At 73.4% G+C, this 24263-nt stretch carries 27 protein-coding genes; 15 read left to right on the top strand and 12 right to left on the bottom strand.

Annotation, left to right across the window (positions count from 1 at the left end; genetic code table 11):
• Positions 1–76: 76 nt before the first annotated feature.
• Entirely contained in the window at positions 77–826 is a 750-nt protein-coding gene (locus tag ACFQ8C_RS15945) for a TIGR00730 family Rossman fold protein (protein ID WP_383457161.1), read from the top strand.
• 46 nt (positions 827–872) lie between these two features.
• Here ACFQ8C_RS15945 and folP read toward each other — a convergent pair whose 3' ends face one another.
• The gene (gene folP / locus ACFQ8C_RS15940) at positions 873–1733 is read right to left on the bottom strand and encodes a dihydropteroate synthase (protein WP_383457159.1); all 861 of its coding nucleotides are present in this window, start codon (positions 1731–1733) and stop codon (positions 873–875) included.
• Between the two features lie 131 nt (positions 1734–1864).
• On the opposite strand from folP, the gene ACFQ8C_RS15935 reads away from it, so the two are divergent.
• Together ACFQ8C_RS15935 and ACFQ8C_RS15930 are read left to right on the top strand one after the other, a co-directional pair.
• A complete protein-coding gene (locus tag ACFQ8C_RS15935; RefSeq protein WP_383457156.1) occupies positions 1865–2194 on the top strand; it encodes a DivIVA domain-containing protein in 330 nt (109 codons plus the stop codon).
• Positions 2191–2832 carry a DNA-3-methyladenine glycosylase I gene (locus ACFQ8C_RS15930; RefSeq protein WP_383457153.1) on the top strand — a complete coding sequence of 214 codons (642 nt, stop codon included), beginning with the start codon at positions 2191–2193 and terminating at the stop codon, positions 2830–2832. The genes ACFQ8C_RS15935 and ACFQ8C_RS15930 overlap by 4 nt, the downstream gene beginning before the upstream one ends.
• On the opposite strand, the gene ACFQ8C_RS15925 is transcribed toward ACFQ8C_RS15930, so the two are convergent.
• From ACFQ8C_RS15925 to ACFQ8C_RS15915, 3 genes are all read right to left on the bottom strand, one after another.
• A complete protein-coding gene (locus ACFQ8C_RS15925; RefSeq protein WP_383457150.1) occupies positions 2799–4025 on the bottom strand; it encodes an FG-GAP-like repeat-containing protein in 1227 nt (408 codons plus the stop codon). The genes ACFQ8C_RS15930 and ACFQ8C_RS15925 overlap by 34 nt on opposite strands.
• A gap of 22 nt (positions 4026–4047) precedes the next feature.
• Positions 4048–5289 carry an FG-GAP-like repeat-containing protein gene (locus ACFQ8C_RS15920; protein ID WP_383457149.1) on the bottom strand — a complete coding sequence of 414 codons (1242 nt, stop codon included), beginning with the start codon at positions 5287–5289 and terminating at the stop codon, positions 4048–4050.
• Positions 5290–5374: 85 nt separating this feature from the next.
• A complete protein-coding gene (locus tag ACFQ8C_RS15915) occupies positions 5375–6178 on the bottom strand; it encodes an enoyl-CoA hydratase/isomerase family protein (RefSeq protein ID WP_383457146.1) in 804 nt (267 codons plus the stop codon).
• Between the two features lie 312 nt (positions 6179–6490).
• On the opposite strand from ACFQ8C_RS15915, the gene ACFQ8C_RS15910 reads away from it, so the two are divergent.
• Positions 6491–6658, top strand: a complete 168-nt coding sequence (locus ACFQ8C_RS15910; protein WP_009997451.1) for a DUF3117 domain-containing protein — start codon at positions 6491–6493, stop codon at positions 6656–6658.
• A 115-nt stretch (positions 6659–6773) separates the two neighbouring features.
• Here ACFQ8C_RS15910 and ACFQ8C_RS15905 read toward each other — a convergent pair whose 3' ends face one another.
• A complete protein-coding gene (locus ACFQ8C_RS15905) occupies positions 6774–7439 on the bottom strand; it encodes an O-methyltransferase (protein WP_383457143.1) in 666 nt (221 codons plus the stop codon).
• A 142-nt stretch (positions 7440–7581) separates the two neighbouring features.
• Between ACFQ8C_RS15905 and sigE the strand changes: the two genes are divergently transcribed.
• The 5 genes from sigE to ACFQ8C_RS15880 all read left to right on the top strand — a co-directional run bounded on the left by sigE (position 7582) and on the right by ACFQ8C_RS15880 (position 12243).
• A complete protein-coding gene (gene sigE, locus ACFQ8C_RS15900; protein ID WP_351111585.1) occupies positions 7582–8340 on the top strand; it encodes an RNA polymerase sigma factor SigE in 759 nt (252 codons plus the stop codon).
• The gene (locus tag ACFQ8C_RS15895; RefSeq protein ID WP_383457140.1) at positions 8337–9194 is read left to right on the top strand and encodes an anti-sigma factor family protein; all 858 of its coding nucleotides are present in this window, start codon (positions 8337–8339) and stop codon (positions 9192–9194) included. Before sigE ends, ACFQ8C_RS15895 begins: the two co-directional genes overlap by 4 nt.
• 75 nt (positions 9195–9269) lie before the next feature.
• Entirely contained in the window at positions 9270–10985 is a 1716-nt protein-coding gene (locus ACFQ8C_RS15890; protein ID WP_383457137.1) for a S1C family serine protease, read from the top strand.
• Between the two features lie 140 nt (positions 10986–11125).
• A complete protein-coding gene (locus ACFQ8C_RS15885; protein WP_383457135.1) occupies positions 11126–11578 on the top strand; it encodes a sec-independent translocase in 453 nt (150 codons plus the stop codon).
• A gap of 62 nt (positions 11579–11640) precedes the next feature.
• Complete coding sequence (locus ACFQ8C_RS15880) at positions 11641–12243, top strand: hypothetical protein (RefSeq protein WP_383457132.1); 603 nt, start codon at positions 11641–11643, stop codon at positions 12241–12243.
• Positions 12244–12293: 50 nt separating this feature from the next.
• On the opposite strand, the gene ACFQ8C_RS15875 is transcribed toward ACFQ8C_RS15880, so the two are convergent.
• From ACFQ8C_RS15875 to ACFQ8C_RS15865, 3 genes are read right to left on the bottom strand one after another with little or no spacing between them, the layout of a single operon-like run.
• A complete protein-coding gene (locus ACFQ8C_RS15875) occupies positions 12294–13427 on the bottom strand; it encodes an Mrp/NBP35 family ATP-binding protein (RefSeq protein WP_383457129.1) in 1134 nt (377 codons plus the stop codon).
• A gap of 44 nt (positions 13428–13471) precedes the next feature.
• Positions 13472–14056, bottom strand: a complete 585-nt coding sequence (locus ACFQ8C_RS15870; RefSeq protein ID WP_383457127.1) for a DUF1003 domain-containing protein — start codon at positions 14054–14056, stop codon at positions 13472–13474.
• On the bottom strand, positions 14049–15317 hold the full coding sequence (locus ACFQ8C_RS15865) for a magnesium transporter MgtE N-terminal domain-containing protein (RefSeq protein ID WP_383457125.1): 1269 nt from the start codon (positions 15315–15317) through the stop codon (positions 14049–14051). Before ACFQ8C_RS15865 ends, ACFQ8C_RS15870 begins: the two co-directional genes overlap by 8 nt.
• 336 nt (positions 15318–15653) lie before the next feature.
• Between ACFQ8C_RS15865 and ACFQ8C_RS15860 the strand changes: the two genes are divergently transcribed.
• On the top strand, positions 15654–16424 hold the full coding sequence (locus ACFQ8C_RS15860; RefSeq protein ID WP_383457219.1) for a hypothetical protein: 771 nt from the start codon (positions 15654–15656) through the stop codon (positions 16422–16424).
• A 219-nt stretch (positions 16425–16643) separates the two neighbouring features.
• Here the strand turns inward: ACFQ8C_RS15860 and ACFQ8C_RS15855 are convergent, their stop codons facing one another.
• Both ACFQ8C_RS15855 and ACFQ8C_RS15850 read right to left on the bottom strand, forming a co-directional pair.
• Positions 16644–17144, bottom strand: a complete 501-nt coding sequence (locus tag ACFQ8C_RS15855) for a hypothetical protein (RefSeq protein ID WP_383457123.1) — start codon at positions 17142–17144, stop codon at positions 16644–16646.
• Positions 17145–17168: 24 nt separating this feature from the next.
• Entirely contained in the window at positions 17169–18296 is a 1128-nt protein-coding gene (locus ACFQ8C_RS15850; RefSeq protein WP_383457121.1) for a magnesium and cobalt transport protein CorA, read from the bottom strand.
• A gap of 424 nt (positions 18297–18720) precedes the next feature.
• On the opposite strand from ACFQ8C_RS15850, the gene ACFQ8C_RS15845 reads away from it, so the two are divergent.
• The 4 genes from ACFQ8C_RS15845 (at position 18721) to ACFQ8C_RS15830 (ending at position 21954) form a co-directional block, all read left to right on the top strand.
• The gene (locus tag ACFQ8C_RS15845; RefSeq protein ID WP_383457118.1) at positions 18721–19311 is read left to right on the top strand and encodes a suppressor of fused domain protein; all 591 of its coding nucleotides are present in this window, start codon (positions 18721–18723) and stop codon (positions 19309–19311) included.
• A gap of 96 nt (positions 19312–19407) precedes the next feature.
• Entirely contained in the window at positions 19408–20046 is a 639-nt protein-coding gene (locus tag ACFQ8C_RS15840; RefSeq protein ID WP_383457115.1) for a DUF6758 family protein, read from the top strand.
• A 123-nt stretch (positions 20047–20169) separates the two neighbouring features.
• Complete coding sequence (locus ACFQ8C_RS15835; RefSeq protein WP_383457216.1) at positions 20170–21033, top strand: PHP domain-containing protein; 864 nt, start codon at positions 20170–20172, stop codon at positions 21031–21033.
• A 315-nt stretch (positions 21034–21348) separates the two neighbouring features.
• On the top strand, positions 21349–21954 hold the full coding sequence (locus ACFQ8C_RS15830; protein WP_383457112.1) for a MarC family protein: 606 nt from the start codon (positions 21349–21351) through the stop codon (positions 21952–21954).
• Positions 21955–22043: 89 nt separating this feature from the next.
• On the opposite strand, the gene ACFQ8C_RS15825 is transcribed toward ACFQ8C_RS15830, so the two are convergent.
• Entirely contained in the window at positions 22044–22196 is a 153-nt protein-coding gene (locus tag ACFQ8C_RS15825) for a hypothetical protein (RefSeq protein WP_106978848.1), read from the bottom strand.
• 172 nt (positions 22197–22368) lie between these two features.
• Between ACFQ8C_RS15825 and ACFQ8C_RS15820 the strand changes: the two genes are divergently transcribed.
• Entirely contained in the window at positions 22369–23304 is a 936-nt protein-coding gene (locus ACFQ8C_RS15820) for an NYN domain-containing protein (RefSeq protein WP_383457109.1), read from the top strand.
• Here the strand turns inward: ACFQ8C_RS15820 and ACFQ8C_RS15815 are convergent.
• Positions 23288–24190 carry an alpha/beta fold hydrolase gene (locus ACFQ8C_RS15815; protein ID WP_383457106.1) on the bottom strand — a complete coding sequence of 301 codons (903 nt, stop codon included), beginning with the start codon at positions 24188–24190 and terminating at the stop codon, positions 23288–23290. The genes ACFQ8C_RS15820 and ACFQ8C_RS15815 overlap by 17 nt on opposite strands.
• Positions 24191–24263 lie beyond the last annotated feature (73 nt).

The following is a 24263-nucleotide window of genomic DNA, read 5'->3' as shown; positions in this document are numbered from 1 at the left end:
CGCGTTTCGTCACCTCAGTGGTCCTACCCTGACCCAAGAGCCAGAGAAGATCGTGGATCGGCGGAGGGAGCAGGCCATGGGCATTCCCGAGGGAGTGGCGAAGCCGGAGGAGCAGCGGCTGGGTCCGGTGCTGAGGCGGAGGGACCAGGTCCAGCCGGGCACCACGGACCAGCGGCTGCTCGACACCGAGGGCGACTCGGAGTGGGTGCACACCGACCCCTGGCGGGTCATGCGGATCCAGTCCGAGTTCGTCGAGGGCTTCGGCGCGCTCGCCGAACTGCCGAGCGCGATCAGCGTCTTCGGCTCGGCCCGGACGAAGCCGGACTCGCCCGAGTACGAGGCGGGGGTGCGCATCGGCAGGGCGCTCGTCGAGGCGGGCTTCGCGGTCATCACGGGCGGCGGCCCGGGCGCCATGGAGGCGGCCAACAAGGGCGCCCGGGAGGCGAAGGGCATCTCGGTCGGCCTCGGCATCGAGCTCCCCTTCGAGCAGGGGCTCAACCAGCACGTCGACATCGGTGTGAACTTCCGGTACTTCTTCGTCCGCAAGACGATGTTCGTGAAGTACGCGCAGGGCTTCGTCGTCCTGCCCGGCGGCCTCGGCACCCTCGACGAGCTCTTCGAGGCGCTGACCCTGGTGCAGACCCGCAAGGTGACCCGCTTCCCGATCGTGCTGTTCGGCAGCGCGTACTGGAAGGGGCTCGTCGACTGGCTGAAGGACACGGTCGTCGCGGGCGGCAAGGCGAGCGAGCGCGACCTCCTCCTCTTCCACGTCACGGACGACGTGGACGAGGCGGTCGCGCTCGTCACGAAGGAGGTCGGCCGCTAGCCGTCCGGGCCGCCGGCCGTCACGGCCGGTCCGGCGGGGCCGGGCCTCAGGCCAGGCCCCGCCGGGCGACCGCCGGGGCGCGGTGTCCGGCGATGGACGCCACCATGTCGAGGACCTGCCGGGTCTCGGCGACCTCGTGGACGCGGTACACCCGGGCGCCGAGCCAGGCGGAGACGGCGGTCGTGGCGAGGGTGCCGAGGACGCGCTCCTTCACCGGCCGGTCCAGGGTCTCGCCGACGAAGTCCTTGTTCGACAGGGAGACGAGGACCGGCCACCCCGTCTCCGTCATCTCGCCGAGGCGGCGGGTCGCCTCCAGGCTGTGCCGGGTGTTCTTCCCGAAGTCGTGACCCGGGTCGATCATGATCCCGTCGCGCCGCACGCCCAGCGAGACCGCGCGCTCGGCGAGGCCCACGGTGACCCGCAGGATGTCGGCCATCACGTCCTCGTACGCGACCCGGTGCGGCCGGGTCCGCGGCTCGGCGCCGCCCGCGTGGGTGCAGACCAGGCCCGCGCCGTACTTCGCGGCGACCTCCGCGAGCCCGGGGTCGACCCCGCCCCACGCGTCGTTCAGCACGTCCGCGCCGGCCTCGCAGACCGCCTCGCCGACGTCCGCCCGCCAGGTGTCCACGCTGATCACCACGTCGGGGTGGCGGCGGCGGACCTCCGCGACGAAGCCGACCGTGCGGCGGGCCTCCTCCTCGGCCGTGACCTCCTCGCCGGGGCCGGCCTTGACCCCGCCGATGTCGATGATCGCGGCGCCCTCGGCCACCGCCTGTTCGACCCGGGCGAGTGCCGGCTCGTCACGGAAGGTCGCGCCCTGGTCGTAGAAGGAGTCAGGGGTCCGGTTCACGATCGCCATGATCACCGGCTCGTGCGGCCCGAACTCACGCCGTCCCAAGCGCAGCATCCCTTATGTCCCTTCTCGCGACCGGTCGACGGCGTCCTGTGCAGTCGTCTGCGGTCGTCTGTGACCCTAACCGGCGGTGGCGCATGGCACGATCGGCACCGGACGTTTTCCACCCCCGGAGAGGCGCGCTGGTGTTCTGGTTCCTGCTCATCACGATGGTCGTGGTCGTCGCGGCCGTGACCCTCGCCGTGGTCGGCGGCGGCGACAGCGAGGTGCTGCCCGACGCGGCCCCCGAGCAGCTGGTGGATCCGCTGCCGCTGAGCCGCCCGGTCGACCGCGCCGACGTCGAGGCGCTGCGGCTGCCGGTCGCCGCCCGCGGCTACCGGATGGAGGACGTCGACGACGTCCTGGACCGCCTCGCGGCGGAGCTCGCCGAGCGCGACGCCCGGATCGCCGAGCTGGAGGCGGCCCTCGCGGGCGCACCGGCCGGCGGCGAGGCGGCGGAGGGCGAGGAGCGGTGACCGGAGGGGCGATTCCGGGCCCCGACGGGGCGCCGCGCTGCCCCTGGGGCCTCTCCACGGAGGACTACACGGCCTACCACGACGAGGAGTGGGGCCGCCCGGTCCACGGCGACGACGCCCTCTTCGAGCGACTCTGCCTGGAGGCCTTCCAGTCGGGCCTGTCCTGGATCACGATCCTGCGCCGCCGGGAGGGCTTCCGGCGCGCCTTCGCGGAGTTCCGGATCGCCTCCGTCGCCGCCTTCGGGGACGCCGACCGCGAGCGGCTCCTCGCCGACGAGGGCATCATCCGCAACCGCGCCAAGATCGACGCCACCCTCGCCAACGCGAAGCTGCTCGCCGACTGGGCCCCCGGCGACCTGGACGCCCTGATCTGGTCGTACGCCCCGGATCCGGCGGCCCGCCCGGCCCCCCGCACCCTCGCGGACGTCCCGGCGGTCACCGACGAGTCCACGGCCCTGGCGAAGGCCCTGAAGAAGAAGGGCGTCCGCTTCGTCGGCCCGACGACGGCGTACGCCCTGATGCAGGCCTGCGGCCTGGTCGACGACCACCTGGTGGGGTGCGTCGCCCGGGGCGGGAATGTCCCCGCCCCGGGCGACGCGCGGCCTCAGAAGACGACGACGCCCTCGGCGGTGTCGTAGCCCATGTCCGCCTCCGGGCCCGTGACGCCGCCGCGGCCGGTGCCCGGGTAGACGTACAACTGGCCCTGGATCGGCCGCATCAGGTCCGGGAGGCCGTCGCCGGTCACGTCGCCGGTGGCGATCACCGGGTCGTACGAGGGCCAGGCGTACGGCATCCGGACGCGGGTGCCGAAGGTGCCCCGCCCGGTGCCCGGGTAGAGCCACAGGTTGCGCGAGCCGTCCCGGGCGACGAGGTCCGACCGGCCGTCGGAGTTCAGGTCGCCGGGCGCGGCCAGCGCGTTCATCGCGTTCCAGCCGCCGCCGACCTTCTTGCGGGCGGTGAAGCCGCCGCGGCCGGTGCCGGGGTAGGTCCACAGGACGCCGGCGGTGTCCCGGGCGAGGAGGTCGCGCCGGCCGTCGCCGGTGAGGTCGCCGGCCGCCTCGATCTCCCGCATGGAGTTCCAGCCGCCGCCGACCCTGACGCGCGGCTTGAGCCCGCCGCGCCCGGTGCCGGGGTAGAGCCAGAGGACGCCGGAGCGGTCCCGGGCGTAGACGTCCTCGGCGCCGTCGCCGGTGTGGTCGCCGTGGCGGACGAGGGCGGTCATGGAGTTCCAGCCGCCGCCGATCAGCCGGCCCTTCGTCCGCCAGTCGGCGTCGTGCTTGCCGTCGAGGAGCCACAGCCTGCCGTCGTCGGCGCGTTCGAGCAGGTCGGCGATGCCGTCGTTGTCCATGTCGCCGAACCGCGAGGCCGCCGGGAGACCGGCCGGGCGGGGCCGGTCCATGGAGGTCCAGTTCATCCAGGCGTGCCCCTGGGAGGCCTCCCAGAAGGTGCTGCCCATCCGGATCGAGCTGATCGCGTTGTCGAGCTCGCCGTCGTGGCCGCTGTACCGCAGGTCCGTGCCGTACTGCTGGCGGGGATCGATGACCATCCCGTCGCCGATGTAGTTCGGTTCGGTGAGGGCGATGGCCCACTTGTCGCTGCGGTTGACGAACGACGAGATGGAGTTGTTCCAGGCCCCCAGGGTCGGCTGGCTCGACGTGTAGACCTTCATCTGGCCGCCGAAGTCCGGGTACTGGAAGACGCAGAAGCTGCCCCGGGGACAGCGGGACTCGTCGGCCGAGGCCGCGGGCGCGGCGGTCAGGAGCGTGGCCAGGGAGGCCGCCGTGGTGACGGCCGCCGCCAGGGCACGCCGGAGTGCGGTGGTGCGCTGCATGCGCGGTATCCCTTCGGGACGGTCAGAAGGCGAAGGTGGTGGACCGGAGGTGGGCGAGGTCGCGGGGCGCGCGCAGGCGCCCGTCGCCGGTGCCGGGGTAGACGCGCAGGCCGTTGCCCCACTCGTTGCCGATGCCGGGGCGGTGGGCGACCACGTCGGGGCGGCCGTCGCCGGTCACGTCGCCGAGGCCGAGCAGTTCCTTGTGGCCGTTCCAGCCGCCGTCGCCGATGAGCTTGCGGGTGGCGAAGGCGCCGCGGCCGGTGCCCGGGTAGAGCCAGAGCCTCCCGGCGGTGTCGCGGGCCACGAGGTCCGCCCTGCCGTCGGAGTTCAGGTCGCCGGCGCCGACGAGCTCGTTGATCGCCTTCCAGCCGCCGCCGACCTTCTTGCGGGCGGTGAAGCCGCCGCGGCCGGTGCCGGGGTAGGTCCACAGGACGCCGTCGCGGTCGGAGGCGAGCAGGTCGCCCTTGCCGTCGCCGGTCAGGTCGCCGGCCGCGGCCAGGTCCCGCAGGGAGTTCCAGCCGCTGCCGGCCTGGCGGCGCGGCTTGAAGGCGCCGCGGCCGTCGCCGGGGTAGAGCCAGAGGACGCCGGAGCGGTCCCGGGCGTAGACGTCCTCGTTGCCGTCGCCGTCCTGGTCGCCGTGGCGGGTCAGCGCGGTCATCGCGTTCCAGCCGCCGCCGACGAGCCGGGTCACGCCCGGGGTCTCGTAGTCGTGCGCGGTCCACAGCTGGCCGATCACGTTGCGGCCGGCGACGTCGGCGTTGCCGTCGTTGTTCAGGTCGCCGAACCTGCCGTGCGCGGGGACCGGGGCGGGCCGGGTGCCCACGTGGTCGTAGAGCACCGGGTAGCGGCTCTCGGCCCCGCAGAAGTCGTCGGCCTCGGGGCCGACGTCGACGGAGCTCACCGCCCCGTCGAGCTCGGGGTAGGCGCTCTCGTCGAAGGAGTCGCTCGTGTAGAAGTGCACCGAGCCCTCGGGTTCGAGCCCGGGCTCCGGGTAGAAGCAGACGGCGTCGGCGACGCCCGGCAGCCTGGTCACGAAGGACCGGACGCGGTTGTCCCACGCGCCGAGCGTGGCCAGCGGCCCCCGGACGACGAGCATGTCGCCCTGGTACAGCGGCCGGCTGAAGAGGCAGACCGCGCCGTCGGGACAGCGGTCGTAGCCGTCCGAGGCGGCGGCGGGCGTGGACAGGACCGTCGCGGGCAGGCCGAGTGCCAGACCCGCGACGAGGACACCGCGCAACAGGCGCGCGGAAGGAGTGGGACGCACGAGACCCCCCAGGTGTGTGCGTACGAAGGTGGCCGGAGCCTAGTGGGCGCGGCCACCTCCGCACGAAACGGGGTCCGTCGTTCCGTCAGCGGCCGAGGTACTTCGGCTTCTCCTTGGCCAGGAAGGCGCGGACCGCGATGGTGTGGTCCTCGGAGGCGCCGGCGAGGGTCTGGAGCTCGTCCTCCTTGTCGAGGGCCTCGTCGAGGGAGTGGTCGGCGCCGTAGGCGACGGAGGCCTTGAGGGCCGCGTAGGCGACGGTGGGGCCCTCGGCGAGCTTGCGGGCCAGCTTCAGGGCCTCGGCGGGGAGGTCGGCGGCGGGGACCAGGCGGTTCACGATGCCCAGGTCGTACGCCTCCTGGGCGGTGAGCGTGCGGGGGAAGAGCAGCAGGTCGGAGGCGCGGCTCTGGCCGATGAGGCGGGGGAGCGTCCAGGACATGCCGGAGTCGGCGGTGAGCGCGACGCCCGCGAAGGAGGTGTTGAAGGAGGCGGTGTCGGCCACGATCCGGTAGTCCGCGGCGAGCGCGAAGCCGAAGCCGGCACCGGCGGCGACGCCGTTCACCGCGGCGATCACGGGCTTGTTCATGCCGGTGAGCGCCCGGACGATCGGGTTGTAGTGGTCCCGGACCGTGTTCATCGTGGCGCTGGTGCCCGATTCCTGGTCCTGGAGCAGCAGGCCGACGTGTTCCTTCAGGTCCTGGCCGACGCAGAAGGCCCGGTCGCCCGCGGAGGTCAGCAGCACCGCCCGGACCGCCGGGTCGGCGGCGGCCGTCTCGGCCGCGTCCCGCAGCGCCACCTTGGCGGCGATGTTCAGCGCGTTCATGGCCTCGGGCCGGTTGAGCGTGATGGTGGCGAGTCCGTCGCTCACTTCGTACAGGACCGTGTCGGCCATCGGGACCCCTTCGTCTCGTGGATGGGCTGATCAGCCCAGCATGACGGAGATCACCCGTACCGCCCATGTGAGCTGCGTCAAAGAATCGGGGCCCGCGGAGCGACCCGCGGCGGCGAAGTATCGCAGGCCCGACGCCGAAATGTGGGGTTTTGCGGGAGCGCGTTGCGCAAGCGATGCCGATCGATGTTGGTCATCGGGTCCTGCGATGCGGGATAATGACCTGGAAGCAATGTGTTCGAAGCCGGTGAGGCGTGCTCCGTGGTACGGAGCTGCCCGGCTGAAGATGAGCTGGTTTCAGGAAGGGGAACGAGCATGGCGGCCATGAAGCCGCGGACGGGTGACGGCCCGCTCGAGGTGACCAAGGAGGGGCGGGGCATCGTCATGCGCGTTCCGCTCGAAGGCGGCGGTCGGCTCGTGGTCGAGCTGACCCCGGACGAGGCCGAGGCGCTCGGTGACGCCCTGAAGAAGGTCGTCGGCTGACCCTCCCCGAATTCCTGTCCCACCGCCCCGGTACGGCCCCGCCGTACCGGGGCGGTGGTGTGCCGGGGCCCGGGCGAGGGGTCCGGCCGGGGGCCGGCGGCGGCCGGGAAGGCCGTCAGCCGCGGCGGACCGCGCACAGCAGGCCGTCGCCCACCGGCAGCAGGGTCGGCAGCAGCTGGGGGCTCTCTCGGACCGTGCGCAGCAGCTCGCGGACCCGCTGCACCTCGGCCGGCTGGGCGCCGGAGTCGACCGTGCGGCCCTCCGCGAAGACGCCCTCGAAGCAGACCAGACCCCCAGGTCGGAGCAGGCGCAACGATTCAGCGAGATAGTCCGGGTACTCCCCGCGGTCGCCGTCGCAGAAGACGAGGTCGTACCCGCCGTCCGCGAGCCGCGGCAGCACGTCGAGCGCCCGGCCCGGGATGAACCGCGCCCGGTTGCCGGCGAAGCCCGCCGCCCGGAACGCCGTCTTCGCGAACTGCTGGTGCTCCGGCTGCACGTCCACCGTGGTCAGGGTGCCGTCCGGACGCATCCCGAGCAGCAGGTAGATGCCCGACACGCCCGTGCCCGTACCGATCTCGGCCACCGCCTTGGCGTCCGCCGACGCGGCCAGCAGACGCAGCGCCGCGCCCGTGCCCGGCGACACCGAGGGCAGCCCTGCCTCCCGGGCCCGCTCCCGGGCCCAGCGCAGCGCTTCGTCCTCGGCGACAAAGGCGTCGGCGAACGCCCAGTTCGTCTGCCGGTTGGCGGTAATGGCCCTCTCCTGTCCCCTTAGTTGGCGCAACGGTGACTGTATCCGCTGTCAGCGGGAACCCGCAGATGGGACCGGGCGTTCACCAGGGGAGGGACGGGCACGGGAAGCGGCGGACGACGCCGATTCAAATGCTCGTAAAGATTCTTATCCGGAGCTAACGGGCGAGGTGGCTATGGTAGGGGCTCCACTGGACACCACCAGAGCCGATAGGGGAGGTGCGGCTGCGCCTGTGGATCGGAGAGGGGCGCTGCGGCGTCTTCTCAGGTCGGCGGGTGAGCCGAAATCCGTGACCGACACCGCTGACAAGCTCCACACCACCGACACCGCACCCACCACCGCGACCTTCGCATCGGATGCGGAATCGCAGGCGTGGACTCCGCCCACCTGGGAGGAGATCGTCAGCACGCACAGCGGTCGTGTCTACCGCCTGGCCTACCGCCTGACCGGCAACCAGCACGACGCCGAGGACCTCACCCAGGAGGTCTTCGTCCGTGTCTTCCGCTCGCTGTCGACGTACACCCCGGGCACCTTCGAGGGCTGGCTGCACCGCATCACCACCAACCTCTTCCTCGACATGGTCCGCCGCAAGCAGCGCATCCGCTTCGACGCGCTCGCCGACGACGCCGCCGAGCGGCTCCCCAGCCGTGAGCCCTCCCCCCAGCAGGTGTTCAACGACACCCACTTCGACGCCGACGTCCAGCAGGCCCTCGACACCCTGGCGCCCGAGTTCCGCGCCGCCGTCGTCCTCTGCGACATCGAGGGGCTCTCGTACGAGGAGATCGCCGCGACCCTCGGCGTGAAGCTCGGCACCGTCCGCAGCCGCATCCACCGCGGCCGCTCGCACCTGCGCAAGGCGCTCAAGCACCGCTCGCCCGAGGCCCGCGCCGAGCGGGCCCTGGCCACCGTGGGATGGGAGGCCGGGACAGCGTGAGCGGCACTCGTCCCCCGTCCCCGAGTCCCGCCGAGCACCACCTCGGGGACCGGCTCGCCGCGCTCGTCGACGGCGAGCTCGGCCATGACACCCGCGAGCGGGTCCTCGCCCACCTCGCCACCTGCGCCCGCTGCAAGGCCGAGGCCGACGCGCAGCGCGCCCTGAAGAGCGTCTTCGCGTCCAGCGGCGCCCCGCAGCCCTCCGAGGGCTTCCTCGCCCGCCTCCAGGGCCTTCCCGGCGGCCCGGGCGAGCCCGGGCGCTCCCCGCTGGAGCAGCTCCTCGAAGCCGGCGGAGTGAAGAGCGACGGCTTCGCCACCGCGCCTCCCACCGTGCCCGACACCGGCACCGGCTTCCGGGTCCACACCGTCACCGCCCCGTCGGGGCGCGGCCGGCGCTTCGCCGTCGCCGCCGCCGGCGCGGTCTCCTTCGCGGCCATCGCCCTCGGCGGCACGCTCCCCGTCGACGGTTCGCTCACCACCGCCGCCCGCGGCGGGCAGAGCGGCGGCACCGCGGTCACCCCGCTCCGCGCGGGCGCCTCGGCGGGCTCCGGCACGGGTTCCGCGGCGGGCTCCGCGACCGGGCGGTCGGACCGCTCCGAGCGCTCGGGCGGCGCCCAGTCCTTCGGCAGCGCCCCGCTCGTCCCGGGCGGCACCGTCCCCTCGGGGGCCGTCCCGGCGGACGTGGACCGGGCGGGTCCGGTGGCGTCGGTACGGCTCAGGGCGGTGCACGCGCAGTCGCTCCTCGCCCTCTCCCCGTTCATACGCCCGACGGTCCCCGCGCTCCGGCTGGCCCTCGGCCCGGCGCCCGGTCCGGCCGCGAGCCCGCCCGGCGTCCCGCCGGGCTCCCCTCGCTGACGTCCGACCTGGTTGAATCCTCGGTCAGAGCGCCCGAACACCGGGAGCTCACGGGTCTGCGGTTGCGGGGAGAGCATGAACGACGGGAAGCCGAACTGGTGGAGCCGGCCTTCGACGCCCCCGGAGGCGGCGCGGATACCCACGCCGCCCCGGGCCGAGGAGGACGACTTCCCCCTCCAGGCCCCCGACCTGGCCGAGCCCGCCGCGCCGGAGCCGGCCGCGGAGGCGCCCGCCGCCCCCAAGGTCGACATGACGAAGGAACCGGCGGCCGCCGAGCCCGCCGGGGCGGAGCCCGTACCGGCCGAACCGGCCCGGGAGGAGCCCGCGGCGGCCGAGCCGGCAGCGGCCGGACCCGTCCAGGCCGAGCCCGTACCGGCGGAGCCCGCGGCGACGGAGCCCGTACCGGCTGACGCCGTGTCGGCCGAGCCCGTACGCGACGCGTCCGCCGCCCCGCGACCGCTGCACGAGCCCGACGAGTACCGGACGCCGCCCTACGGGGAGCCCGGACCGTGGGCGCCCGCGCCGCCGGTGCAGCGGCCCGCCGCCCCCGCACCCGCCCCCGCCCCGCAGGGCGCCGTCCCGCCGCCGCAGGCGCCCGTGCCGCCGCACGCCTGGGGCCAGTACGACCCCTGGGGCGCCGGCCACGCGTCCCCGCCGCCGCCCGCGCGGAAGAAGTCCCGGCGCGGTCTCGCCCTCGTCGGGGCCCTCGCCTTCGCCCTGGTCACCGGCGTCATCGGCGGCGGCGTCGGCGCCTACGTCGAGCGCAACGGCGGGATCGGCACCGTCGAGCTGCCGCAGGCCGGAGCCGGGAGCGCCGACCGCGCGCCCGACAGCGTCGCCGGCATCGCCGCCGCCGCCCTGCCCGGCGTCGTCACCCTGCACGTCAGCGGCGGCGGTTCGGCCGGCACCGGCACCGGCTTCGTCCTCGACAACCGCGGCCACATCCTCACCAACAACCACGTCGTCGACGCCGCCGCCACCTCCGGCGACATCACCGTCACCTTCTCCAGCGGCGAGACCGCCTCCGCCAAGCTCATCGGCAAGGACACCGGCTACGACCTCGCCGTCGTCCGCGTCACCGGCGTCACCGGCCTCAAGCCGATCCCGCTCGGCAACTCCGACGACGTTCGAGTGGGCGACCCCGTCGTCGCGATCGGCGCCCCCTTCGACCTCTCCAACACCGTCACCTCCGGCATCATCAGCGCCAAGGAGCGCCCCATCACCGCCGGCGGCGAGAAGGGCGACGGCAGCGACATCTCCTACGTCGACGCCCTCCAGACCGACGCGCCCATCAACCCCGGCAACTCCGGCGGCCCCCTCCTCGACGGCAAGGGCCACGTCATCGGCATCAACAGCGCCATCCGCGCCGCCGGCGGCTCCGGCGAGGGAGACGGCGGCAGCGGCGGCCAGGCCGGCTCCATCGGCCTCGGCTTCGCCATCCCGGTCAACCAGGGCAAGCGGGTCGCCGAGGAGCTCATCAACACCGGCAAGGCCACCCACCCGGTCATCGGCGTCAGCCTCGACATGCAGTTCAACGGCGACGGCGCCCGCGTCGGCGACAAGGGCAAGGACGGCTCGCCCGCCGTCACCCCCGACGGCCCCGCCGCCAAGGCCGGACTGCGCCCCGGCGACGTCATCACCAAGGTCGACGGCCAGCGGGTGCACAACGGCGAGGAGCTGATCGTGAAGATCCGCGCCCACCGCCCCGGCGACGCCCTCGCCCTCACCCTGACCCGCGACGGCCGGGAACTGACCAGGACCGTCACGCTCGGCTCCGCCCAGGGCACCTGAGCGACCGGGCGACCGAGCGACCGGGCCAGGGCCCGGCGACCACCCGAGGTACATGTGGCGGACATCGCAAGGTACCCGTCCGGCAGTCCGGGCGGGTACCGTGGTCGGGCCGTCCTGGTCCGGCGTGAAGGAGCTATTAGGTGTTCAGCGACATAGGCGCACTCGAGCTGGTGACGCTCATCGTCCTCGCCGTGCTCGTTTTCGGGCCGGACAAGCTGCCGAAGGTCGTCCAGGACGTCTCGCGCTTCATCCGGAAGGTCCGGGAGTTCTCCGACAGCGCGAAGGAGGACATCCGCAGCGAGCTGGGGCCGGACTTCAAGGACTTCGAGTTCGAGGACCTCAACCCGAAGACCTTCATCCGCAAGCAGCTGGACGGCAACGAGGACCTCGGCGAGCTCAAGGAGCTGCGCTCGACCTTCGACCTCCGCAAGGAGATGAACGAGGTCGCCGACGCGGTGAACGGCCGCGAGAGCGCTCCCGCCGCCCCCGCCGCCGCCCCCGCGGCGGTCAACGGCTCCGCGCCCGACCTGCTGAAGAAGCAGGACAAGCCGGCCGCGCCCGAGGCCCCGCCGTACGACTCCGACGCCACCTGACACGGGGCGTCACCGCCCGGTCGCTATCCTCCTTGAGTTGACGGAACGAGGAGGCGGCCGAGATGAAGACGACGAGTCGGGTGGAAGCCGAGGGGTTTCTGCGCGCGCCCTTCGCCTGGTACGGGCTCGACGAGGCGTTCACCGGGCCCCGCAGGCTGATGCAGATCGGCACGGCCGCGGACGGCACGGTCCAGCACGGCTCGATGGGCCACGGTGACGAGCCGTCGATAAAGTCCGAGGCCGCGGCCGCGGAGAAGGAGCGGTTCGCCGTCGTCGTGACGGTCGCCGCGAACCCGGTGCGGCGCACGGGCGACGGCACGGGCGTGCTCGACGCCACCACCGTCTCCTCCGCCGCCTGGCTGGCCGGCTCCGGGCTGCTCGCCCACACCTGGCCCGCCTCGCTCGACCACGGGCTGCGGGACCACTGGCTGGACCAGCAGACCGAGACGGCGTTCGAGCTGGCGGACGACCTGGAGGGGCCCGCCTGGACCGCGCTGTCGCTGCCGGTCGACGGGGTGCCGGTGCCCTTCCACTACCGCGAGTCGGAGTTCGGGTGGGTGCTCGCCGGGTCCACCGGCGAGGTGCACATCGGGGCCTACGGGCGCGGGATGAGCGCGTACGGGCTCGGCTTCGCGCAGGTGAAGGACCTCGGCCCGTACTCCTGACGGTACGTACGACGAAGGGCACCCCGGACCGGGGTGCCCTTCGTCGCGTCTCAGAACTTGTTGCGCGGGGTGATGCCCAGGCTCAGGCCGGAGAGGCCGCGCTGGCGGCCGCCGAGCTTGCCGGCGATGGCGCGCAGGGCCGCGCCCGCCGGGGAGTCGGGGTCGGAGAGGACGACGGGCTTGCCGTTGTCGCCGCCCTCGCGCAGGCGGACGTCGATGGGGATCTGGCCGAGGACCGGGACGGTGGCGCCCGTGGTCCTCGTCAGGCCGTCCGCGACCGCCTGTCCGCCGCCGGTGCCGAAGACGTCGACCATCTCGTCGCAGTGCGGGCACGGCAGGCCCGACATGTTCTCGACCACGCCGACGATCTTCTGGTGGGTCTGCACCGCGATCGAGCCGGCCCGCTCGGCGACCTCGGCCGCCGCCTGCTGGGGGGTCGTGACGACCAGGATCTCCGCGTTCGGCACCAGCTGCGCGACGGAGATCGCGATGTCGCCGGTGCCCGGGGGCAGGTCGAGGAGGAGGACGTCCAGGTCGCCCCAGTACACGTCCGCGAGGAACTGCTGGAGCGCGCGGTGCAGCATCGGGCCGCGCCACACCACGGGCGCGTTGCCCGGGGTGAACATGCCGATGGAGATGACCTTCACGCCGTTCGCCGACGGCGGCATGATCATGTTCTCGACCTGGGTCGGACGCCCGTCCGCGCCCAGCATGCGGGGCACGCTGTGACCGTAGATGTCGGCGTCGACGACACCGACCTTCAGACCGTCGGCGGCCATCGCCGCCGCCAGGTTCACGGTCACCGAGGACTTGCCGACGCCGCCCTTGCCGGAGGCCACCGCGTACACCCGGGTCAGCGAGCCCGGCTTGGCGAAGGGCACCTCGCGCTCGGCGGTGGTGCCGCGCAGCGCCGTCGCGAGCTCCTTGCGCTGCTCGTCGCTCATCACGTCGAGCGTGACGTCGACACCGGTGACGCCCTCGACACGCGAGACGGCCTCGGTGACGCGTTGCGTGATGGTGTCGCGCATCGGGCAGCCGGAGACCGTCAGGTAGACCGTCACCGCGACCTTGCCGTCCGGTCCGATCTCCACCGACTTGACCATGCCGAGCTCAGTGATCGGACGATTGATCTCGGGGTCGTTCACCGTCGCCAGTGCTTCGAGCACCGCGTCTTCCGTAGCCATAGGTCCGATGGTACGGGGACGACCACGTCGCGACGAAAGGGCTGTCAACGGTCGGGTACGTCACTCCGCCGCTCGCCGTCCGGCGGGAATAGATCGCGTTCCTGTCCGCGCTCCTCCAGCTCCTTCACCAGATCCTGGAGTTCGGAGCGGATCCAGTCGCGGGTGGCGACCTCCCCGAGGCCCATCCGGAGCGCCGCGATCTCGCGCGTCAGGTACTCGGTGTCGGCGATCGACCGCTCGTTCTGCTTGCGGTCCTGCTCCAGGTTGACCCGGTCACGGTCGTCCTGCCGGTTCTGCGCGAGCAGGATCAGCGGGGCCGCGTACGAGGCCTGGAGCGAGAGCATCAGGGTGAGGAAGATGAACGGGTACTGGTCGAAGCGCAGGTGCGCCGGGGCGGACACGTTCCACACCACCCAGGCGATGATGATCACCGTCATCCAGACGATGAACCGGCCCGTGCCGAGGAAGCGGGCGATCCGCTCCGACATCCGGCCGAAGGCCTCGGGGTCGTACTCGGGCAGCAGCCGGCTGCGCCGGATCCGGGGCTGGTCGAGCCGGATGCGGGGGATCCTGGGCTGGTCCCGTTCCCGGTCCCGTTCCCGGTCCCGTTCCTGCGTCCGCTCAGCCACCGCGCGCCCCCTCCTCGTGGAACTCCGTCTCCCGCCAGTCGTCCGGCAGCAGATGGTCGAGCACGTCGTCGACCGTGACCGCGCCGAGCAGCGAGCCGCTCTCGTCCACGACCGGCGCCGCCACCAGGTTGTACGCGGCGAAGTAGCTGGTCACCGCGGGCAGCGCGGTGTCCGGGCCGAGCGGTGGCAGATCGCTGTCGACGAGCGAGCTGACCAGCGTGAACGGCGGGTCGCGCAGCAGCCGCTGGAAGTGGACCGTGCCCAGGTACTTCCCGGTCGGCGTCTCGTCCGGCGGCCGGCACACGTACACCTGCGCGGCGAGCGCCGGCGACAGGTCCTGCTGCCGTACGCGGGCGAGCGCGTCGGCCACCGTGGCGTCGGGGCGCAGCACGATCGGCTCGGTGGTCATCAGACCGCCGGCCGTCCGTTCCTCGTACGACATCAGCCGGCGCACGTCGGCGGCCTCGTCCGGCTGCATCAGCATGAGCAACCGTTCCTTCTCCTCCTCGGGGAGTTCGTTGAGGAGGTCGGCGGCGTCGTCCGGGTCCATCGCCTCCAGCACGTCGGCGGCCCGCTCCTCCTTCAGCTTGCCGAGGATCTCCACCTGGTCGTCCTCGGGCAGCTCCTCCAGGACGTCGGCGAGCCGGTCGTCGTCGAGGGCGGCGGCGACCTCGGCGCGCCGCTTGGGGGAGAGGTGGTGGAGCGCGTTGGCGAGGTCGGCGGGGCGGAGCTTCTCGAAGGTGGCGACCAGGCTCTCGGCGCCCTGCCCGTGCTCCTCCAGGGAGAAGCCGGTGACCGCCGACCACTCCACGGTCAGCGTCTCCCCCTTGCGGCGCAGCGCCCCGCCCTTGCCCCGGCGGACGAAGACCTTGTCGATCTCCCAGTCGCGGCGGGCCGGCAGCTGCTGGATGGCGATGTCGAGGACGGTGACCTCCTCGCCGGACTCGACGAGCGTCACCCGCCGGTCGAGGAGCTCGCCGAGGACGAGCCGTTCGGTCGGCCGCTGCTCGAAGCGCCGCATGTTGACCACACCGGTGGTGATGACCTGGCCGGACTCGACGCCGGTGATGCGGGTCATGGGGACGAAGACCCGGCGGCGGCTCAGCACCTCGACGACCATGCCGAGCAGCCGGGGCGGGCGGCGGCCGACGCGGAGCATCGCGACCAGGTCGCTGACCCGGCCCACCTGGTCGCCGACGGGGTCGAAGACGGCCACGCCGGCGAGGTGGGAGACGAAGATCCGGGGGGCGCCTGCCGCCATGCCTCGCGCCTCCTCGGTGCCGCACGATCCGGGTCGCCGCACCGCCCTGGTGGGGTTTCGCGGCCTTTGCGCCGCCCTCGCCGGGCTTCGCATGGTTCAGGCTAGCCCGTGGTGTTCGCCCCCGCTCCGGCAGCGCCGCCGTCCGGCTGCCTGCGGGGACGCCGAGCGGGCCCGGGTACGCTGCGGTCTGCCGCCCCCACCGGCACCGGCCGGTCCGTCCGGCCGACCCCGGCGGCTCCTCCCGCCGCGTGTCCGCGGCCGGGGCCGTTCCCCCCCACCGCAGAACGAGAGGCAGCGCAGGTGACCGTCCGCACCCCGTCATCGCGTAACCCGTCCGTGCCGTCGGCGCGCGCCCGCACGGCCCCCGCAGGCCGTCTCCGCCGGGCGGCCGTGCCGCTGGCGTTGTGCGCGGGGCTGACGGTGGGTCTGACGGCCTGCGGGGCCGATCCGGACGAGGGGACGAACGGGGTCGGGAAGCTGTCGGCGCCGGAGATCGAGCGGGAGGCCCGTACGGCGGCGGACACGGCGAAGGCGGTACGGCTCGCGGGCACCCTGGTCAGCAAGGGCGGCACCTTCAAGCTGAACATGCGGCTGAAGCAGAACGGCGCCACCGGCTCGGTGACCACGAAGAACAGCACCTTCGAGCTGCTGCGCGTCGACGACGCGCTCTACCTCAAGGCCGACGCCGGCTTCTGGTCGCACGAGGAGGAGGGCGACGGCAAGCCCACCGAGGCCGACACCGAGGCCGCCGACAAGCTGGACGACATGTACGTGAAGGTGCCGCGCGACGACCCCTCGTACAAGCAACTGCGCGGCTTCACCGAGATGGACCAGCTGCTGCGCGGTCTGATCGGGCTGCACGGGGACGTCGTCAAGGGCGACCGGGACCAGATCGGCGGCGTCCGCACGGTGAAGGTGAAGGGCGGCACGAACGGCGAGGGCGGCACCCTCGACGTGGCCCTGGAGGGCTCCCCCTACCCGCTCCAGTTCGCCCGCGGCGGGGGAGCGGGGCTCGTGGTGCTCTCGGAGTGGGACAAGGACTTCCCGCTGGCCGAACCGGACCGCGAGGAGACCCTCGACTACGGCCGCCAGCTGCCCCGGACCTGAACCGGGTCCAGGCCCCGCCGCCCGGCAGCCCGCGCACGACCAGGGCGGTCCGGCGGCCGCGCGGGGCCGCGAGGGCGCTCTCCACCGGGCGGCCCGGGGCGGGCGCGTCGACGTGGGCCCGGTCCCGGCCGCGAGGCAGGGCGGCGCCCCGCTCGCCGGCGCCGCGCCGCACACCGCCGACACCCCCTTGGGGACGGCCCCGGAGGAGCTGCCCGAGGGCTAGCGCTTCTTCTTCCGGCGGAAGAGCAGCTTCGGCAGGGCGGCCGGGACGGGGTGGCGGGTGGTCGCCCCGGACGGGAGGGGTACGGCGGCGAGCGAGCCGTCCGGGAACGCGGTGGTCGCGGTGTGCGGGTCGAGGCGCAGCACGCGGCACTCGCGGGCCCACCGCTCGGGCATGGCCTCGCCGTCGGGCGCGTTGAGCCGCTTGCCCTTCAGCTCGGCGACGGCCGCGTCCCACGCGTCGGTGCCGGGGGTCAGCTGGCGTACGGCGGCCGTCCAGGCGACGATCCGGCCGCCCTTGTCCTTGCTGCGGACGGTGACCTCGGCGGTGGCGCCGTCCGCGAGGCCGGGCAGCGGCTGCTCGCCGGGGCCGTCGCCGACGACGTGGGCGGCGCCGTCGTGCCAGACGTGCCAGAGCGCCCGGGCGGGCCCGGTGCCCCGGACCCAGACGAGGCCGGACTTCTTGGTGGCCTCCTCGACGAGGAACAGCTCTTCAGTCATGGCCCGAAGCCTAGCGGGAGGCCGCTACAGCCAGCCGTTCCGCTTCAGGGTGCGGTGGATCGCGAAGCAGATGACGGCGATGCCGCCGAGCACCATCGGGTAGCCGTACTTCCAGTGCAGCTCCGGCATGTGGTCGAAGTTCATGCCGTAGACGCCGCAGACCGCCGTGGGGACGGCGACGATCGCCGCCCACGAGGTGATCTTGCGCATGTCCTCGTTCTGCGCCACGGTCGCCTGGGCCAGGTTGGCCTGGAGGATCGAGTTCAGCAGCTCGTCGAAGCCGACGACCTGCTCCTGGACGCGGGCGAGGTGGTCGGCGACGTCCCGGAAGTACTTCTGGATGTCCGGGTCGACCAGCCGCATGGGCCGCTCGCTGAGGAGCTGCATCGGGCGCAGCAGCGGGGTGACGGCCCGCTTGAACTCCAGGACCTCGCGCTTGAGCTGGTAGATCCGGCCCGTGTCCGTACCGCGGGTGGAGCCCTTCGCGGCGGGCGAGAAGACGTCGATCTCCAGCTGGTCGATGTCGAGTTCGACGGCGTCGGCGACCGCGATGTAGCCGTCGACGACGTGGTCGGCGAGGGCGTGGAGCACGGCCGAGGGGCCCTTGGCGAGGAGCTCCGGCTCGCCCTCGAGGCGGTGGCGGAGGTTGCGCAGGGAGCCCTGGCCGCCGTGCCGGACGGTGATGACGAAGTCGGGGCCGGTGAAGCACATCACCTCGCCGGTCTCCACCACCTCGCTGGTGGCGGTGAGTTCGGCGTGCTCCACGTAGTGGATCGTCTTGAAGACGGTGAAGAGGGTGTCGTCGTACCGCTCCAGCTTGGGCCGCTGGTGGGCGTGGACGGCGTCCTCGACGGCGAGCGGGTGGAGTCCGAACTCGGCCGCGATACCGGCGAATTCGGCCTCGGTCGGCTCGTGCAGACCGATCCACGCGAAGCCGCCGGACTTCCGCACCTGCGACATCGCGCCGCGCGGGGTGAGGCAGGCGCGGTCGTCGATCCGCGTGCCGTCGCGGTAGACCGCGCAGTCGACGATGGCGCTGGAGGCCGTGTGGTCGCGGGTCGGGTCGTAGTTCGTGTACGTGGTCGGGGTCTTGCGCAGGCTCGGACGCAGGGTCGGCCGAACGGCGGCGCGCAGGTCACGGATCATCGACATGGGCGTGCTCCTTCACGGACAGGCCGTCGGCGAGCGTGGCGCAACCCGGAATGAGGACGGGAAAGGGACTTCGTCCACAAAGCGGGCGGCACCGGAGGATCGCGGTGACGGCGTTCGCAACTCAGACAGGCGAGAGGGGGGTGCTCTTCCGTCGGACGCGATGCCGGAGAGGGGGGTCCGCGGTTCAGGGACCCGGGGTCACCGGAGGGAGGAACGCACCGGGCTCGGGTGCGATGCGGCGGAAGAGCGGCTGGTACTGCCCGATCGACTTCGGTCCATCGCAGTCCCACCTCCTCCGGCCGGTCCCTCGTGAGGGATGACGTGTGACGCACAGTCGGGAAACCCGACCAGTGGCCAACACTATCAGCCGACCGAGGGTCAATCCCTTACTTTGCCCGTTCCATACGCGATCTATGCTCGCGGCATGGGAGAAGTTCTTGCACTGGTCGAGGCCCGGCTGCGTACGGCCCTGGGCGAACCGGACGCGCGGGCCGCGGTGACCTTCCTCGGCACCGACCGGATCGAGGTGCTCCGCTTCGTCGACGCGGAGGCCGGGCTCGTGCGCTACGCCACGCTCGGCATGGCGGCGGCGCCGATGGCGGACCCGACGGCCGCGCTCGCCGACCCGGTGAAGGGCCCGCGCGCCGAGCTGGTCCTGACCGTACGCCTCGGGCGCGCCGACACCGACAAGGTGCTGCGCCCGCTCGCGGTGCTCGCCGCGACCCCTCAGGTGGAGGGCGTGATCGTGGCGCCCGGCGCCTCGCTGGACCTCGGCGAGCCGCTCTGGCCGGGGGCCGGCTTCAGCTCGGTGCTCGTCGCCGAGTCGGGCGGACTCGTGGAGGACCTGGAGCTGGACGAGCCCATGGACCCGGTCCGCTTCCTGCCGCTGCTGCCCATGACCCCGAACGAGGCCGCCTGGAAGCGGGTGCACGGCGCGCAGGCCCTGGAGGAGCGCTGGCTCGCCCGGGGAACGGACCTGCGCGATCCGCTGCGCGGTTCGGTGGCCCTGGACTAGAGGGGGCGCGTGCCGGGGTGAACGCTTCCGGCCGGACGGGTGATCGGCGGCGGCCGTCCTTGACGGGAGGCGTGCGCGGGAGGACCGTTGAGCCCTATGAGGGGCGAACCCAGTTGTCCGAAGTGCGGTGGGCGGGTCAGGGCGCCCGGTCTCTTCTCCGACTCCTGGCAGTGCGACGTACACGGACCCGTGCACCCGCTCCAGCCGGTGATCCCGCCCAGCGTCGAAGGCCTCGGTGTCGTCGTGCACCGCTCCCACGTACCCGTCTGGATGCCCTGGCCGCTCCCCGTCGGCTGGCTCTTCACCGGGGTCGCCTACGCCGGTGACGACCGCAGCGGCGGGCGCGCCACCGCCGTCGCCTGCTCCGGGCCCGGCCCGCTCGGCGGCATCGGCGAGCTGCTGCTCGTCGCCGAGGAGCTGGGCGTCGGCCTCGGCGCCCGGTACGCCGGCATCGACGGCCCCGACCCCGGCTCCGGCATGGCGATCGACAAGCCGCCGCAGGCCAAGGTCCTCGCCGCCGGCCGCCCCACCCCCCTCTGGCACGTCACCGGCACCCCCCACGACCGGGCGGTCTTCGCGGGCGAGGCCCGCGGGCTCTGGCTCTGGGCGATCGTCTGGCCCGAGCAGTCCGGGCTGCTGATGTACGACGAGCTGGTCCTCACCGACCTGCGCGACGCGGGTGCCGAGGTCGAGCTGCTGCCCTGCGGGGCGCTCACCCCGCGACTGCTCGGCTGACCGTCCGCCCACGTCCGGGCGCGTAATGGGCGACTCCTGGCTGGGGTCCGTACAGTCGGGTGCGTGTCGCCCGTTATGCTGGAGCGTCGCCCGCCCGTGCCGAGCCCCCTGGAGAACCGCGTCGTGCGCATCGACCTGCACAGCCACTCCACGGCCTCCGACGGCACCGACACCCCGGCCGAGCTGGTGCGGAACGCCGCCGCGGCCGGACTCGACGTCGTCGCGCTCACCGATCACGACACCACCCGCGGGCACGCCGAGGCGATCGCCGCCGCGCCCGAGGGGCTGACCGTCGTCCCCGGCGCCGAGCTCTCCTGCCGCCTCGACGGCATCGGCCTGCACATGCTCGCCTACCTCTTCGACCCCGAGGAGCCGGCCCTGCTCGCCGAGCGCGAGCTGGTCCGCGACGACCGGGTGCCGCGCGCCCGGGCCATGGTCGACCGGCTCCGGCTGCTCGGCGTCCCCGTCACCTGGGAGCAGGTCGCGCGGATCGCCGGCGACGGCTCCGTGGGCCGCCCGCACGTGGCCGAGGCCCTGGTCGAGCTGGGCGTCGTCCCCGACGTCTCGGGGGCCTTCACCGTCGAGTGGCTCGCCGACGGCGGCCGCGCCCACGTGCAGAAGCACGAGCTGGACCCGGCGGACGCGATCCGCCTCGTCAAGGCGGCCGGCGGCGTCACCGTCTTCGCCCACCCGGCCGCCGTCAAGCGCGGCCAGGTCGTGCCGGAGTCCGCGATCGCCGCCCTCGCGGAGGCCGGGCTCGACGGCATCGAGGTCGACCACATGGACCACGACGAGCCCACCCGCGCGCGGCTGCGCGGCCTCGCGAAGGAGCTGGGCCTGCTGGTCACCGGCTCCAGCGACTACCACGGCAGCCGCAAGACCTGCCGGCTCGGCGAGTACACCACCGATCCCGAGATCTACGGCGAGATCACCCGCCGGGCCACCGGCGCCTTTCCCGTCCCCGGCGCCGGCGGAGTCCGCTCCTAGGGCCTGTCCGGCGGACCGGTACCGGTAGGCCGCGGCGTCCCCGCGGTGCGGCGAAGCGCCGCACCGGGCGCCGCGGTCCCGGCCGTGGTCCGCGGGCACGGCGCGCGGCCCGCCTCCGGGCCGGGCGTCCACTCCGCCGTCGTGCCGACGGCGGGGCGCCGTGCCGCCTCCGCCCGCCCCCGTCCCGTACCGCCCCTTCGGCCCCGCACGTCCGTCGTGCGGGGGCGGGGCACTCCCGCGCCGGTTCCGGAATCATGGATTCCGGTCCGGTGTGCCCACTCCACCGTTCGACCCTCACCCGCAAGGCACCCCACCGTGTTCGACGTCGCCGTCTTCGGCTCGCTCTTCCTCACCCTCTTCGTGATCATGGATCCGCCCGGCATCACGCCGATCTTCCTCGCGCTGACCTCCGGCCGCCCGGCCAAGGTCCAGCGCCGGATGGCCTGGCAGGCCGTCGCCGTCGCCTTCGGCGTCATCACCGTCTTCGGCATCCTCGGCCAGCAGATCCTGGCCTACCTGCACGTCTCCGTCCCCGCCCTGATGATCGCGGGCGGCCTCCTGCTGCTGCTCATCGCGCTCGACCTGCTCACCGGCAAGACCGACGAGCCGAAGCAGACCAAGGACGTCAACGTCGCCCTCGTCCCGCTCGGCATGCCGCTGCTCGCCGGGCCCGGCGCCATCGTCTCCGTCATCCTCGCCGTCCAGCACGCCGACAGCGCCGCCGCGCAGGTCTCCGTCTGGACCGCCATCGCCGCCATGCACGTCGTGCTCTGGCTGACCATGCGCTACTCGCTGCTGATCATCCGCGTCATCAAGGACGGCGGCGTCGTCCTCGTCACCCGGCTCGCGGGCATGATGCTCTCCGCGATCGCCGTGCAGCAGATCATCAACGGCGTCACCCAGGTCGTCCGGGGCGCCTGAACCGCGCCCGGACGCCACTGCGCCCCCGTGCGGATTCCGCCGGAGCGGAGTCCGCGCGGGGGCGCGGTGCGTGGTGTGGACCTGCCCCGTTACGAGGCGGAGGTCTCTGCGGGTCGGATCCAGATGCGCTGGCCGATCGCGGCGGCCTGCTGCACGATCCGGTTGACGGAGGCGGCGTCCACGACGGTCGAGTCGACGGGCGTGCCGTCGACGTCGTCGAGTCGCAGGATTTCGAAGCGCATGGCTTCTCCCTTCGTCCGAGTTGATCCTCCATACGGAGAACTTGTGTACGTATGTATCCAACGGCGGAGCCATCCAGAACATTCCTTACGCTAAGGAAAATTTTCGGATGGCTAACTACTCACGGGTAAGGGGTGTGGCGGACCGCCCTCGCGAGGCGGACAATGAGGGCCGATGAACGACGCCATGAACCCCGCACCACCCTCCACCGACACCCTCCGCGCGCTGGCCGCGCTGGAGGACCGCATGGAGCACACCAACGAGCTCCTGCGGCGCATGCTGGCCGAGGTGGCCAAGACCCCGTCCACTCACGCCATCTTCGTCGACGCCGGTTACGTCCATGCTTCGGCCGGGTTGCTGGTGACCGGCACCGAGGACCGGCGCTCCTACGACCTCGACGCCGAGGGCCTCATCGAGGCGTTCATCGACACCGCCCGGACGATCTTCGCCGACAGCCGACTGCTCCGCGTCTACTGGTACGACGGCGCCCGCCGCCGCATCCACACCCCCGAACAGCAGTCCATCGCCGAGCTCCCCGACGTCAAGGTCCGCCTCGGCAACCTCAACGCCAACAACCAGCAGAAGGGCGTCGACTCCCTCATCCGCACCGACCTGGAGTCCCTCGCCCGCCACCGCGCCATCAGCGACGCCGCCCTCATCGGCGGCGACGAGGACCTGGTCTCCGCCGTCGAGGCCGCCCAGGGCTACGGCGCCCGCGTCCACCTCTGGGGCATCGAGGCCGCCGACGGACCCAACCAGGCCGAGGCCCTGCTCTGGGAGGTCGACAGCCAGCGCACCTTCGACCTCGACTTCTGCCGGCCGTACGTCACCCGCCGCCCGGTGACCCTGTACGAGAACGACGCCGAGCCGCCGCCCTCGCGCGACGAGGTCCGCTTCGTCGGCGCCCAGATCGCCGCGACCTGGCTCGGCGAACGCGGCCGCGACCGCCTCGCGGAACTCCTGCCCGGCGACCCGTACCTCCCCGCCGCCTACGACCAGGACCTCCTCGTCGAGGCCGAGTCCCGGCTCAGCCGCTCCCTGCGCGGCCACGGGGCGCTCCGCCGCGCCCTGCGCGACGGCTTCTGGCAGCACCTCAGGGCGCAGTACTGAGCCGTGCCGTCGTGGGGGCCGGCGCGTCCACACGCCGCCAGAAGGCGGCGAGGCGCTCGGCCAGCTCGCGCGGGTGCGAGACGTTGGGGGAGTGACCCGCTCCCTCCACCACCGTGTGGTGCGCGCCGGTACGGGCGGCGACCGCCGCCAGCTCGGCCGGCGGCCAGACCATCTCCCCGGAGCCGTACGCCAGGTGCACGGGCAGCGTCAGGCCGGCCAGCTCCGCCGGGCCGTCCGGGTCGCGCAGCAGCAGCCGTCCCGCGCCGGACAGCTGGGAGACCTTCGTCAGCATCCAGCGGCGCCGCAGGAAGCCCACCAGCTCGACCGAGTCGACCGCCTCGTCGGGCTGCTCGCCCCGGCTGTCCAGCCAGCGCGTCGTCCGCCACACCCGGTCCTTCGCCAGCAGCGCGTGCCCGGCCCGCAGCGCCCGGATCCGGACCCGCTGGGGGCGGGCGACCCGGCCGGGGCCCGAGGAGAGCAGCGTCAGCGAGCGGAAGGCGCGCGGCGCGAGCACCGCGGCCGAGCGGGCGACGAGCCCGCCGAAGGAGTGCCCCAGCAGGTGCACCGGACCGTCCCGCAGCGCCACCGCCTGCGCGACCGCGTCCAGGGCGAGCGCCCGGCGGCGGTAGGCGGCGCGGCCCCGTGGGCCGTGCGACTCGTTCTGGCCGCGCCCGTCGACGGCGACGACGCGGTAGCCGGCCTCGCTCAGCGGGCCGAGCAGCGCCAGGAAGTCCTCCTTGCTGCCGGTGTACCCGGGCAGCATCAGCACCGTCCCCCGCCGCTCGCCCGCCGGCACGGCGTCCAGCACGGCGAACGCGCCGCGCACGGTCTCCAGGCGGTGGGCCCGGGTGCGCGGGGGGAGGGCCAGGGAGCGGGGCTTGCTCATGCAAGGACTGTAACCGGACGACCGGAGGGCGGGCTCCGGGGACGACGACGGCGGCCCGGCCCCTGGTGGGGGC

It is taken from the genome of Streptomyces sp. NPDC056503 (assembly GCF_042794995.1).
Lineage (GTDB): Bacteria > Actinomycetota > Actinomycetes > Streptomycetales > Streptomycetaceae > Streptomyces.
This window is presented reverse-complemented; position numbering and strand designations above follow the sequence as displayed.